Source organism: Cytobacillus oceanisediminis, assembly GCF_004366035.1.
Taxonomy (GTDB): Bacteria; Bacillota; Bacilli; order Bacillales; family Cytobacillaceae; genus Cytobacillus; species Cytobacillus oceanisediminis_C.
This window is the reverse complement of sequence record NZ_SOEE01000003.1, coordinates 17,341-30,420: the sequence shown is the minus strand read 5'-3', so window position 1 is coordinate 30,420 and position 13,080 is coordinate 17,341. Positions and strand designations below refer to the sequence as shown.

The window sequence follows — 13,080 nt, the reverse complement described above, 5'->3', positions numbered from 1 at the left end:
GTTTCACATTTTAATTTCTTCTATTTTAGATGAAGCGATCAACTCTTCAATTTTTGCTAACTCACCGCTTTGAAAAAGCTCTATGATCTTGCTTCCAACGATTACCCCGTCACAATGCTGATTCATTTCTTTTACATGCTGTGGTTCAGAAATTCCGAAGCCGGCCAATACTGGTATTGAACTAACATCCTTAACCTTCTCCAAATGCTTTCCAAGCTCTTCTTTAAATTCTTTTCTTGCCCCTGTGATGCCATTAACCGTAACAGCGTATAAAAAGCCTTTCCCTTTGTTTGCAATCGCCTGTATCCGCTCTAATGGACTGGTTAAGGTCACAAGGCGGATAATTTCGATTCCAGCTCTCTCTGCAATTGGTGCAATTATCTCCTCTTCCTCTGCAGGAAGATCAGGCAATATTAATCCGTCTACCCCAGACTTAGAGGCATCAGAAATAAAGTTGCCAATGCCATAGGCCATGAGCGGATTCATGTATGTCATAAAGATAAGCGGGATGTGAACAATAGGACGGATTTCCGCAATTTTTGCTAAGACGCCTCTAAGTGTTGTTCCGGCTTCTAATGCTCGAATGCCAGCCTGCTGGATTACAGGTCCATCGGCAACCGGATCCGAAAACGGAATCCCAATTTCAATGGCAGTTGCTCCCGCTTTTTCGAGGAATGTGATTTTCTCGGCCAGTGTCTCTAACCCTCCATCCCCAGCCATTATATATGGCACAAATGCTTTTTCTCTGTTTTGCTTTAGGCTCTGAAAAACTTTTTCAACCCGGTTCATTGTCCTTTCCCTCCTAATCTTGCTCTTACAGTTTCTACATCTTTATCTCCTCTGCCAGATAAACAGATAACAAGGCCTTCGTCTTTTTTCATTTGCGGTGCAAGCTTTAATGCATAGGCAACGGCATGGGAACTTTCCAGCGCAGGGATAATGCCTTCCAGTTTGCATAATAGCTTTAATGCATCAAGCGCCTCATCGTCTGTAATGGATTCATACTCGGCTCTTCCGCTGTCCTTCAAATAGCTGTGTTCCGGCCCAACTCCTGGATAATCAAGGCCAGCTGAGATGGAATGAGCCTCCTGAATTTGTCCGTGTTCGTCCTGAAGCAAATACATTAATGCTCCATGAAGAACTCCAGGAGTTCCTTTTGTTAAAGAAGCAGCGTGCTTATTTGTATCTGTACCCAAACCAGCTGCTTCCACCCCAACCATGCGGACGGTTTCATCTTTAATGAAGGGATAAAACATGCCCATTGAATTGCTGCCGCCTCCAATGCAAGCCACAACTGCATTAGGGAGTTTACCTTCTTTTTCAAGGTATTGCTTCTTCGTCTCATTTCCAATAACACTCTGAAAATCCCGTACAATCATAGGAAAAGGATGCGGTCCCATCACAGAACCAAGGATGTAATGAGTATCCTCGACATTTGTCACCCAGTAGCGGAGTGCTTCGTTGACTGCATCTTTTAATGTGGCACTTCCCGATTGTACCCCTACAACTTTCGCTCCAAGCAGTTCCATTCTGAATACGTTCAGCTGCTGTCTCCTGATGTCCTCTTCACCCATAAAAATAATGCATTCAAGATTTAAAAGCGCACATGCAGTTGCTGTTGCGACTCCATGCTGTCCTGCACCCGTCTCAGCTACTATTTTTCTTTTTCCCATTCGAAGCGCCAATAGAGCCTGGCCCAGTGAGTTGTTTATTTTATGAGCACCTGTATGATTCAAATCTTCTCTTTTAAGATAGACCTTCGCACCGCCGGCGTATTTTGTGAGGTTCTCAGCAAAATAAAGAGGAGTTTCCCGTCCGACATAGTCTGTCAGTAAAGCCTGCAGTTCTTTCTGAAAACTTTCATCAGCTTGAGCCTTCTTATACTCCTCTTCCAATTCAAGAATGGCCTGCATAAGTGTTTCCGGCACATACCTTCCTCCAAAATCCCCAAAATGACCTCGTTCATCAGGCAATGTATAAGCTGCGTTCATTTTACTTCCTCCCTCTCCACACGTTTAGCGTTATCTATGAATCTTTTTATTTTCTCCGGATCTTTCTTACCTTCAGTCTCAACCCCGCTGCTTACATCAACCATATAAGGATTGGCTGCTTTAATTCCTTCTCCCACATTTTCAGGATGGAGCCCTCCAGCGAGGATCATTTTTTTGTCCTGCATTGGGTTTTTGTTTAGAATCGACCAATCAAATGATATCCCGTTGCCCCCCCGATATTTTCCTTTCGGACTATCAAGAAGAATATATTCGCATGAATATTCATCCAGTTGGGATAGATCATCTGGTGAACCAACGCTCAGAGCTTTTATAACCGGAAAAGAGAATGAGCTGCAAAATTCCGGCGTTTCATCTCCATGAAGCTGAATGACATTGATCCCTGAAACACTTGCTATTTCTTCAATGGTCGCTTTCGTTTCATTTACAAACACTCCTACTTTTAAAACTTCTCTGGGAAGCTCTCTAATTATCTCCCCAGCTGCCTCAGGATTAATTTTTCTTTTGCTTTCAGCAAAAACAAATCCGAGGGCATCCGCACCGTTTTCAATAGCAGAAAGTGCCGTGCTGATATCCCTAATTCCGCAAATCTTCACCTTCATTGTTTGACAGCCCCCTGCAATGGAATTTTCATGGCCTTCAAAAGCCCTTCCAGATTATCTGCTTTCATGAATGCTTCTCCGACAAGAATGGCGTTTGCTCCTGCTGCTATTACACGCCGTACATCGTCTTCCGATTTAATCCCGCTTTCACTGATCAGGAATTTTCCCGCCTTCTTAATTAGCGGGGCAAGTTTTTCTGTTATACCAAGGTCTACTTCGAAAGTTTTTAAATTCCGGTTATTGACTCCGATCAGCTGTGCACCGGTTCTAAGAGCTATTTCCAGTTCTTCTTCATTATGAACCTCCATTAATACTTCAAGGCCTTCACTTTCAGCAAAATTGAAAAGCTCTTGAAGCCGTTCAGCTTCCATGGCAGCAGCAATGAGTAAAATTAGGTTTGCCCCTGATGCTTTTGCTTTTAAAATTTGCACCTCGTCTATAATGAAGTCTTTGCAAAGGATGGGCAGGTCGACTGTCTCTCTGACTGCTGACAGATCAGCAAAACTGCCTTTAAAAAACCTATTGTCTGTTAAAACGGAAATGGCATCGGCACCATACTTTTTATAAAATAATGCCTGATCTTTCGGATTTTGTCCGGTATTTATATCACCTTTTGAAGGTGAGGCTCTTTTGAATTCTGCAATCACAGCCAGTTCACTTCCTGATGCAAGCTTGTTAATAAAGGAGCGTTCATTAATGGTTTCTCCTGGTTGAAAATATTCTTTTGCCTGCTGCAGTCCGATGACTTCTTTTCTTTTTTCAGACAGTATTTGATCTAGAATCGTTCCCACCTTATATCACCTCTTTATGGACGCTTTTACTTGCTTCAATTAACCTATTCAGTTTTTCTAATGCAGCACCTGAATCAATGCTTTCTTTGGCTAAATTTATCCCGCCATGAATTGTTTCGGCCTTGCCTCCTGTAAAGATGCCAATCCCGGCGTTAAGAAGGACCGTGTCTCTTCTTGCTCCCTTCTCCCCCTTTAGGACACTTAGGAGTATTTCAGCATTTTCCCTGGAATCTCCACCTCTGATCGCATCATTGCTGCTGACGGGTAGGCCAACTTCCTCTGGGTGAAGAACCTTTTTCGTTACCCTGCCGTTATTAAGAATGGCCAGGTGATTTTCCCCCTGTAGAGATGCTTCATCCATATGCCCTGAACCATTTAAAACAACTGCCCGTTTTCTTCCCAAAGCGTTTAACACCTCTGCAAACATTTCAATATAATCTCTCCGATAGATCCCAAGAAGCTGATGATCAAGTTCAACCGGATTGGTTAATGGCCCTATTAAATTGAAAGTTGTAGGTATTCTCAGGTCCCTGCGCACTTTCATAATTCTTTTAATATTCGGATGGACATGAGGTGCAAATAGAAAGGCTATCCCGATTTCCTCCAGAATTTCCTCCGTGCGCTCAGGCGGGTGATTTAAATTTATTCCCAAATGTTCCAGTACATCAGCACTGCCTGTTTTGCTGGATACACTTCTATTGCCATGCTTGGCAACAGGAATTCCTGCTCCTGCAATCACAAAGGCCGAAGTGGAACTGATATTAAAGCTGCTTGAACCATCTCCTCCTGTACCGCAATTATCCAAAACATTAGGAATTTTCTTGCTAAACGAAAGGGATTTATCCCTCATTGCTTTTACGATGCCTGCAATTTCTTCAACTGTTTCCCCCTTTGTTTTAAGGCTCACCATAAATGCCGCAATCTCACTGTCCGTTACATCATTGGCAAATAAATTGTCCATCGCTTCCTTCATTTCTGCCTCTGTTAATGACTCCCGCTCAGATAACCTCTGCAGTATAGTCTTCATCGTTTTTTTCCCTCCCGATAGTTTGTAAAAAGTTTTCCAAAATCTTTTTTCCAAGCCCTGTTCCTACAGACTCCGGATGGAATTGCAAACCGTATAAAGGATAGTCTTCATGCTTGATTGCCATTATTTCATTATCATCCATCGATCTGGCCAACACCTTAAATCTGCCAGGCAGCGTTCCCGACTGTATTATTAAGGAATGATAACGCATGATGCTGATTGGCTGCGGCATGTATTGAAACAGCTGTGATCCGTTATGCTTCAGATTAGACACCTTACCATGCATAATTTTCTTGGCTTTTTCAATCTTTGCCCCAAAGGCATAGCCGATTGCCTGATGGCCAAGGCAAATGCCCAGGATAGGGAGCTTCCTGTAAAATTTCTGAATAACTTCAACAATCACTCCCGCATGTTCAGGCCGTCCCGGACCAGGAGAAAGAACAATGGCTTCAGGATTTAATTCTTTTATTTCCTCGATTGTTATTTGATCATTTCTTACAACTTTAATTTCCTGTCCCAGTTCACCTAAATACTGATAAAGGTTGAATGTGAATGAATCATAATTATCAATCAGCAGTATCATTTTTTTTCCTCCAAAAATGCTTTTAATTTATGAAGTGTTTCTTCGTACTCTTTTTCCGGAATGGAATCATGCACGATGCCTGCCCCGGCTTGTATATAGGCGAATCCATCTTTTATTACCATTGTTCTGATTGCCAGGGCGAAATCCATATTGCCGTTTCCGGAAAAATATCCGACTGCCCCTGAGTAAATTCCTCTTTTCACTGCTTCAAGTTCATTGATTATTTCCATTGCTCTAATTTTGGGTGCACCTGAAACCGTTCCTGCAGGCAGACACGCTTTTAAGGCATCAATCGCTGTGTGAGGATATTTCAGGCTGCCTCCAACTTCGGATACAAGGTGCATGACATGCTTATATCTTTCAATTACCATGTTTTTTTCTATAGTTACCGATCCGAATTCGCAGACACGGCCGAGATCATTTCTGCCTAGATCAAGCAGCATCCTGTGTTCGGCAAGCTCCTTTTCATCTTCTTTCAAGTCCCTTTCAAGCTGTAAGTCTTCGTCTTCTGTCTTGCCTCTTGGCCTTGTTCCGGCAATAGGGTTAGTAATTACTTTGTTTCCAGTTGCTTTAATAAGACTTTCAGGCGATGCCCCTGCAACCGCATATTCTTCAAAATCAAGATAGTACATGTATGGGGAAGGATTTTGCACTCTTAACTTCCGGTAAAAGGCGAAAGGATCTCCAGTCAATTCCGCTTTTAATCGCTGAGAAAGCACCACCTGAAAAATGTCTCCCTCTTCAATATAGGACTTGGCTCTTTTTACTTTTTCAACGAAGTCTTCTTTAGAAATGGAAGCTTTGAAAGCCGACAGCGATGCTTCTTCCGAATGAGCTGCCACAGCCCCCTTTTGGATTTCGGCCTTTCTTTTCTGTAGCCTTTCACGAAGCTGAGATTCATCGGTTGCTGCCAATAAAGACATGGCTACCAGGTATACCTTTTGCTCCAGATGATCAAAAACGGCTACTTCCTCAAAAAACATAAGGTGGACATCTGGTACATTAAGCTCATCATGAGGAATCACCCCGATATCTTCGTATTGCCTAATGACATCATAGCCTGCATATCCAACAGCTCCTCCACAAAATGGAAACTTTTCAAAGGGGTGATGTTTTTCCTCCGGCATCAGCCTTCTTACTACATCAAGCGGCTTTTCATCAAAAACCTCAATTTTCCCCTCTGCAGAAACAGCAGTCTGAGTTCCTTCCCCTTTTAGTTCCATCACTGGGTCCGCACCAATAAAAGAATACCTTCCCGACTTTTCATGTTTTAGCGAGCTTTCAAACAGAAATTTTTTTCTTCCGCTCATTCTCTGGTAGATCAAAATAGGTGTTAATGTGTCCCCCTCAAGCTCTTCGATGATATACGGACCTTCCAAGTTCGTTTTCAATATATTTCTCCTCCAGTTCTTTCGGATTCAGAAAAGCGCAAGTAACTTGATCACCCCCGACACCGCGAGGGGGCAGGCTGCTTGTGCTAGACAGTTATCTAACTTCAGAATTTATACTTAACTATAAAAAAAAGTCCCCTATACACACAGACAGAATCTGCGGGTATAGAGGACGTGTCTTGTGAACGTGGTGCCACCTCTTTTTAGAGCAAAATGCTGCTCCCTTTTTCGGGTACGGAAAAATATCGATACCCTATCCTTTTAACGGTGGAAATCCGTGCGTCCCTACTATCTTTCAGGAAACCTCTCGCAAGTCCATTCGAATGACTTTCCGTACCGGGCTCTCACCTTTCCCCGGCTCTCTTGAACGGACTCCATCAATCTACTCCTCTTGCTCAGCGATTTAAAGTAATAAAGTTATTTGAAAATAAAAAAGGGCCTCCCGTCTAAAAAGGACGAGAAACCCGTGGTGCCACCTTCATTAGCTGAAACATCAGCTCACTTAACAGATATCAAAACGAAAAACGTTTGAATATCTGTCCCTTGTAACGATGAGACCGTTCGCCAAAGCCTACTGCTTAAAAAGGTTCGGTTTGGAGGCTCGAAAGTCCATTCACTGCTGTTTCCACACTGATTTGCACCAACCATCAGCTCTCTTTAGCTTCAACTGCAGCTACTACTCTTTGTCATTGCCGATCGATATATTGCTTATTATACTATTCCGATAAATGAAAAATGTCAAGGGTAATTTTTAATATTTTTATAATAGAGCTTTTTCCAGCTTTTCTCTCCAGACATCTGCAAGGGCATCAATCTGCAGCAGTTCTTCAATAGCTTTACGGTTTGTGCGGTCATGGAACATGATAAAATTCCCTTGCAGAACTGATACCTTTTCCTGCTTTCTTTCTTCAAGATTAAGAACGCTGCCTGCTGTTACAGTACCTTCCTTAAGCACTCTGAAAAAGTAGCCTGTAAAGCATGTTTCAACAATTCTTTTTAAGAGCCGATCTTCTTCGTTATGCTTGGATATGGTTGAACACGGGATGCGCCCCTGTGTTATTTGGATAGCGGATTCACCAAGCGAAAAGATATCACCTATAAAAACATCTTTTTCCAGCATATTTTCCGCACAAATATTTTCACCAAATGCCGGGGGACAGAATGTCTTTTTAAATTCATTTTCCCACATCCCGTAATGTTCGAACGGGTATAGGCAAACTGCCCGGTCGGGGCCGCCATGAAAATCAGTGTTTGCCACTTCATCCCCCAGGAAACCATCCTTCGTTAAAAACGCACTTTCAATTTTTTCTTTGCCGATTCCCGATATTTCCTCACGGTTTTTCCAGCTGTGCTTTTTCGGTGTTCCTATACTTAAAGTAATTATTTCTTTCACATTATCCCCTCACCAGATTCGCTTTTCTTTATATTTTAACGCTTTCCTTTTAGTAAATCGAAACATATTTTTCCAGAATTTGAACTTTCCCAAAAAAAGACAGAGGTTTTTCTAGTTAGTTTTCCTGCAATTAGCTCATATTAAGACTAGTTTGATTAACGAAAAGGAAGGTCAGAAATATGGAGCATGTTGAAAATTTACAATCTGTAAATTCCAAAGCGAAAAAGAAGTCAGGTGATGATGTTCATAACCAAAAATGGGCCATTCTTTCACTCTCTTCAATTCCTCTCGTTATGACACTCGGGAATTCCATGCTGATTCCTGTTCTGCCGGCGATGGAAAATAAACTAAATATTTCTGCATTCCAATCCAGCATGATTATTACCGTTTACAGTATTGTAGCCATTATTTTGATTCCAATCGCAGGTTTTTTATCGGATCATATCGGCCGAAAAAAAGTCATTATACCAAGTCTTTTCATTGCAGGAATTGGCGGACTGATCTCTGGATGGGCGGCATGGAAAATGGGGGATGCTTATTGGATCATATTAGCCGGGAGGGCATTGCAGGGTGTTGGGGCAGCCGGTGCGGCACCAATTGTTATGCCTTTAGTAGGAGATATGTTTAAAAATGATGATGATGTCAGCAGTTCCCTTGGCCTTATTGAAACTTCCAATACTTTTGGAAAAGTTCTTTCACCTATACTTGGAGCATTTCTGGCAGGGTTTATATGGTTTTTACCGTTTTTTTCGTTTCCAGTTTTTTGTACGATTTCAATCCTGCTGGTTTTCTTTCTTGTAAAAACGCCAAATAAAAGAGAAGAGCCGCTTCCGCTAAAGAATTTTTGGAGCAATATCAAGGATACCTTTAAAAACGACGGAAAATGGCTATCTGCTATTTTCTTAATTGGAGCCATTCTTATGTTTGTGCTTTTTGGGATACTTTTTTATTTATCTGATGTGCTTGAAAAGACATATGATATTAAAGATGTAAAAAAAGGGCTTCTCCTAGCTGTCCCGCTTGGCGCATTATGCCTGTCCTCCTATCTGACAGGAAAAAAAATAAAAGAAAATAAAATACTGATGAAGTGGATTATTTTTTTAGGCTCAGTGCTTGTGGCAGCTGCCACTGCAATCTTAAGCTTTTCAAACAATATGTGGTTTATGATCAGCATGTTCCTGTTTGCCGGAATCGGCATAGGCGTTGCTTTGCCTTCATTGGATGCTCTTATTACGGAAGGAATTGCAAAAGAAGAACGCGGAACCATTACTTCTTTATACAGTTCAATGAGGTTTATAGGCGTTGCCGGAGGCCCGCCGGCCATTGCCATTCTGATGAAGCATTCTGATCAAGGGCTTTTTTATATATTAAGCGGAATAACCATTTTTGCTGCCCTTGCAGCCATTATAGCAATCAAACCTGACGCAAATGAGGGCTAAAAAAAATCCGTATCGTGCAATGACGATACGGATTTTTTTATTTAAAATGCTGCAGTACAAAACCAGTTACAACCTGGTTGAAAAGCTGCCACTTTTTGGTTGGCGCCTGGTGGGAAACACCTTTGATTATCGCCGCCTGAAAGCTGACATATCTCCTATAGCTCCTAATATGCTGATTAACAAAATCTCTTGATCCATATATCAGAAGAAGGGGGACACTTAAGTTCCTCAGGCGATCCGTGCAAGAATAGTGAAGCGACCTATCGTAAAATTGAAACCACATAGTATGATTCGCCTTTTTCATATGTTCGTGAATACCTTTTCTGACTTGTGGATCATTTGTGTGACTTGCTGCTATTACATACCGCAGAAAACCCGGAAAATGTTTCACGAAATACATTCCCATTATATGCTCATATTTGAAGGCTTCTGATAAAACCTCTGGAAATCCGCCAGATAGTATGACACCAAGCGTCCTTTCAGGAAAAGATAGAGCAAAGTCCTGAGCAATTATGCCTCCAGAGGAATAACCAAGGATAACGGCTTTTTCAATTCCCAAGTGGTCTAATACAGCTTTTATCTCTTCTGAATACCCTTGGATGGTTACTGTTTTCTCGGGACCAATAGTATCTCCATTCCCGCTTAGATCAGGAAAAATAACCTGAAAATGCTCAGCCAGCAGGCCTTGATAATAAAATACCTTTCTCCCCATGGCAGGCGGATGTATAAAGATTATCGGTACACCTTTTCCCATCTTTTCATAATATATCTTTGTATCCTCATAAATAAATGCTGGCACAAGAATCGTCCTTTCCATTCACAAAACATAGATGGCTCTAAAGCCTCCTGTTCCATATAAAAATGGGACAGTTTTAGTCTGCCCCATCTTGGTCAATTCTTGATTTCCAACATCAGTTAGGTCTTGTTTTTTTAGCTTTTTTACTCTGCTGATCAAGCTCTTTCGAGAACTCCATATCGTTTATGCTCTTCTTTGTGCTCTGTAACCCTGATTTAGTCTTAATATTGCGTTTTGTCATGTTAAACCTCCTTTAAAGTACTGCCATTATAGTATGGCACATAAGGATTCGAATCATTATGGATTTTCAGCTGGAATCTGCATATACTATAAGTAATCATGCGATTATGCTTATTTCCGTGACTTTCTGAACCGTATATGATATTCTTGAATTAAGAATATGAATAAAAAAAACGACCGCAGGTGTTGCCGCACCCACGGTCATTCGCAATAGTCGTTCCCTTAGGGGATCGGCCTGTCAAAGACATAGACCTCTCCCTCAATTGTCAGATCAAGGGAGGTCTATTTTTTATGGTTAAAAGTCATGACAGCAATGATCAGACTAGAGAAAGAAATCATCATCATGATCGATTCGAAAACTGTCAAAAGGCATCACCCCCTTTCATACGGGGCTAGCCGACCACCCTTGAGAAACTCCCATTGCTTCTTTATTATAACACATCCTTGTCCATTTAGTCGAACGTATGTTCTATTTCAGAAAAATTGATTCTTCTTTCCTATTTTTTCAAGTTTCACTATCTTTATCGCCTGCAGATTTCCTTTGAAGATATCCACTAAGAAAACCCATTTCTTTATTAAGCAAATACTCCATTTCATCCATCTGCTGCTTAGCAATTAACTGTGGACTGCCTGTCCATTCAGCACTGTGGATAAAGTAATAATTCTTTATTCTTTTAAAAATGATGACCGCTTCAGGAAAACAGTCAAACAATCCCTTTACCTGATTTCTCCGCATGTAACTCCATCTTACAAGTATCATGATATCAGCCTTTTTATACTCTTTTTACCCAGAAAACACTGACGCATGTACTTAATGCAAAAAAACTGCCAAAAATGGCAGCATTGAATTTATTCTTTAAGTCTCGGCTTTGCCGGATCACATTTCGGCTTTTCAGACTGAGTGGATTCAGCAAGCTTTGACAGGTAATAGCATTCTTCACGGTACATGTGATCAGCCATTAACGCTGCAAATGTACCCAATGCCTCTTTGCTCAATTCAAGCTCCTCAATTTCATTGAGAAAGTTCATAAACAAGGATATTTCAAGTGCAACATCGCTGTTGAACTTTTGAAGTGCCGGGAATGACTCAACCTTTGTCCGAAGGAACCCGGACATTTCAACCGCCTTTAAATAAAATGCTTCAAAGTCCTTTGTATAGCCATCACTGATTTTTTTTATTTTCTTCTCAACAAGTTCCATATTATCTGATATGGCTCCAGCATGTCCAGCCGCATCAAGAAGCCAGATTAAATGGTGGTGGAGCTCATGAAATACAGGCGGGACTTCCCCTTTTTTTAAATATTGAAGGACAAGCATATATTCTTCAAGTTCATTGACCATATGGTTTATAAAAACAGGACCAAGATGAATGGAAATTTTCCCTATCAGATGACGTTCGATTAGGTTCAATTTAAATTCCCTTAGCTTTTTAGCTTCCTGTTCTGCCCTCCGGCTCAATTGCTCCAGATTATCTACTTCAACCCTGCCTAATAGCTGATCGAAGGTTTGTATAAAGTAATTTGCCCTTTCAATGCTCTCTTTTTCCTTTGGTGATAGTGAATCATGTATGAAGCGTGCATGATCACCCAAAATCTGAAGCCAAAATCCGTGTTCAAATTTTGCAGCACTTTCAAATCCAGCAGCCAAAGTATCTCCCCTTTCAATCTTACTCATAAAAACATATCAGTAACCATTAGAAATTATGCCTATAAGCACGAATCTCAAAAATTAATTGGTAACTCATTTTTGGCAGAAAGGGGGAATCTTAACTGGGCATCAGGCATCCTATAGTGTTTTTTTCATCATTACCTGGCCAATCTTTTTTTCAAATCCCATTTTAAGCAAAGCTTTCGATGCGGGATTGGAAGCTGAAATATTAACTGCAGTGAAATCAATTGAATCATCCTGATCCAGGAACAGCTGGCCCAGAATACTTTCAGTCATTGCCTCATATGCACTGCCATCGGTGAACTTAAGCTGATAAATGATAATGCGTTCTGTACGTCCTCCTGCTGCCAGCACTCTTTTATATAAAATGTAGCCGTCCTCTTTCCCATCTTCACTCATTAGTACAGCAGCTTCCCCTTGTTTCACACTTTGCCACTGGCACTGCCAGGCAGCATCAATGTCATAAAACCTGAGTGACTGAAGCTGTTCAGGATATATCTTTTTTATTGCTAAATGGCTTTCCATCAATGGGCCTATTTCTTTTTGTGTTAGTTTCTTGTTTAGATAAAGCAATTGATCAGTAATCGCATAGCCTGCTTTTTTATACAGCTTAATCGCTCTCTCATTTTCTTCAATTGCTTCAAGGACAGCAGTTTGTACATTTTCAGCTTTATATATGCTAAGCACTTCTGACATCATGGCTGCAGAAAGACCTTTTCCCCTGTATTGCGGTGCGATTCCAGTGCCTCCGTTCCAGGCAATTTTCCTGCCGTTAATCTTCCGGAATCCATTCATTATGATTCCGCACGGTTCTCCGTGCATAAAAACGACAATGGATTTTTCAGGCGAAAGTCCCTCTGATGCCATTCGATTAACAAATGCCTGAATATCCATTTTTATTGGAACTATATAACCTTCAAAGCCTTTATTCCAGGCAGTCAGCGCCTCCTCCAGGGTAACTTGAGAAAGTTTTTTTATTTTCATAAACGCTCTCCTTCATGTGTTTTCTGATATTTTACTTGCTGGGCATCTAATGGTTATTTATGTTTGTTCCCTCTTTTAATAACAATGATAATGGCCACGATTTCACACCTCCAACTAAACAGACCGGGGAGTTTATTTATTCATAAAAAAATATAGA

At 41.1% G+C, this 13,080-nt stretch carries 15 protein-coding genes and 2 other annotated features; of the genes, 1 reads left to right on the top strand and 14 read right to left on the bottom strand.

Going from position 1 to position 13,080, the window contains the following annotated elements:
• Window positions 1–3 precede the first annotated feature (3 nt).
• From trpA to DFO72_RS08400, 8 genes are all read right to left on the bottom strand, one after another.
• Window positions 4–789, bottom strand: coding sequence for a tryptophan synthase subunit alpha (trpA, locus tag DFO72_RS08435; RefSeq protein ID WP_113881267.1), 786 nt, complete (start codon window positions 787–789; stop codon window positions 4–6).
• Window positions 786–1,991, bottom strand: coding sequence for a tryptophan synthase subunit beta (gene trpB, locus DFO72_RS08430; protein ID WP_113881266.1), 1,206 nt, complete (start codon window positions 1,989–1,991; stop codon window positions 786–788). Before trpB ends, trpA begins: the two co-directional genes overlap by 4 nt.
• Window positions 1,988–2,611 (bottom strand): phosphoribosylanthranilate isomerase, encoded by a 624-nt coding sequence (locus tag DFO72_RS08425; protein ID WP_113881265.1) that lies wholly within the window; start codon window positions 2,609–2,611, stop codon window positions 1,988–1,990. The genes trpB and DFO72_RS08425 overlap by 4 nt, the downstream gene beginning before the upstream one ends.
• Window positions 2,608–3,402 carry an indole-3-glycerol phosphate synthase TrpC gene (trpC, locus tag DFO72_RS08420; RefSeq protein WP_113881264.1) on the bottom strand — a complete coding sequence of 265 codons (795 nt, stop codon included), beginning with the start codon at window positions 3,400–3,402 and terminating at the stop codon, window positions 2,608–2,610. The genes DFO72_RS08425 and trpC overlap by 4 nt, the downstream gene beginning before the upstream one ends.
• Window position 3,403: 1 nt before the next feature.
• Window positions 3,404–4,429 carry an anthranilate phosphoribosyltransferase gene (trpD, locus tag DFO72_RS08415; RefSeq protein WP_113881263.1) on the bottom strand — a complete coding sequence of 342 codons (1,026 nt, stop codon included), beginning with the start codon at window positions 4,427–4,429 and terminating at the stop codon, window positions 3,404–3,406.
• The gene (locus DFO72_RS08410; RefSeq protein WP_113881262.1) at window positions 4,401–5,012 is read right to left on the bottom strand and encodes an anthranilate synthase component II; all 612 of its coding nucleotides are present in this window, start codon (window positions 5,010–5,012) and stop codon (window positions 4,401–4,403) included. Before DFO72_RS08410 ends, trpD begins: the two co-directional genes overlap by 29 nt.
• Window positions 5,009–6,403 (bottom strand): anthranilate synthase component I, encoded by a 1,395-nt coding sequence (gene trpE / locus DFO72_RS08405; RefSeq protein WP_113881261.1) that lies wholly within the window; start codon window positions 6,401–6,403, stop codon window positions 5,009–5,011. The genes DFO72_RS08410 and trpE overlap by 4 nt, the downstream gene beginning before the upstream one ends.
• 165 nt (window positions 6,404–6,568) lie before the next feature.
• Window positions 6,569–6,811 (bottom strand) — a binding site (T-box leader).
• A 40-nt stretch (window positions 6,812–6,851) separates the two neighbouring features.
• Window positions 6,852–7,102: a binding site (T-box leader), on the bottom strand.
• Window positions 7,103–7,163: 61 nt separating this feature from the next.
• Window positions 7,164–7,796 carry an MOSC domain-containing protein gene (locus DFO72_RS08400; protein ID WP_113881260.1) on the bottom strand — a complete coding sequence of 211 codons (633 nt, stop codon included), beginning with the start codon at window positions 7,794–7,796 and terminating at the stop codon, window positions 7,164–7,166.
• Window positions 7,797–7,975: 179 nt separating this feature from the next.
• Between DFO72_RS08400 and DFO72_RS08395 the strand changes: the two genes are divergently transcribed.
• Entirely contained in the window at window positions 7,976–9,235 is a 1,260-nt protein-coding gene (locus DFO72_RS08395) for an MFS transporter (RefSeq protein WP_113881259.1), read from the top strand.
• Window positions 9,236–9,272: 37 nt separating this feature from the next.
• Here DFO72_RS08395 and DFO72_RS08390 read toward each other — a convergent pair whose 3' ends face one another.
• From DFO72_RS08390 to DFO72_RS08375, 6 genes are all read right to left on the bottom strand, one after another.
• Window positions 9,273–10,034 (bottom strand): alpha/beta fold hydrolase, encoded by a 762-nt coding sequence (locus DFO72_RS08390; protein ID WP_243856104.1) that lies wholly within the window; start codon window positions 10,032–10,034, stop codon window positions 9,273–9,275.
• 112 nt (window positions 10,035–10,146) lie between these two features.
• Entirely contained in the window at window positions 10,147–10,272 is a 126-nt protein-coding gene (locus DFO72_RS30390) for a hypothetical protein (RefSeq protein ID WP_258549806.1), read from the bottom strand.
• Window positions 10,273–10,553: 281 nt separating this feature from the next.
• On the bottom strand, window positions 10,554–10,637 hold the full coding sequence (locus DFO72_RS30655; protein ID WP_226280784.1) for a putative holin-like toxin: 84 nt from the start codon (window positions 10,635–10,637) through the stop codon (window positions 10,554–10,556).
• Between the two features lie 139 nt (window positions 10,638–10,776).
• Complete coding sequence (locus tag DFO72_RS08385) at window positions 10,777–11,007, bottom strand: hypothetical protein (protein WP_243856103.1); 231 nt, start codon at window positions 11,005–11,007, stop codon at window positions 10,777–10,779.
• A 113-nt stretch (window positions 11,008–11,120) separates the two neighbouring features.
• On the bottom strand, window positions 11,121–11,945 hold the full coding sequence (locus DFO72_RS08380; RefSeq protein WP_113881256.1) for a DUF2935 domain-containing protein: 825 nt from the start codon (window positions 11,943–11,945) through the stop codon (window positions 11,121–11,123).
• 111 nt (window positions 11,946–12,056) lie between these two features.
• The gene (locus DFO72_RS08375) at window positions 12,057–12,923 is read right to left on the bottom strand and encodes a GNAT family N-acetyltransferase (RefSeq protein ID WP_113881255.1); all 867 of its coding nucleotides are present in this window, start codon (window positions 12,921–12,923) and stop codon (window positions 12,057–12,059) included.
• Window positions 12,924–13,080: the final 157 nt, after the last annotated feature.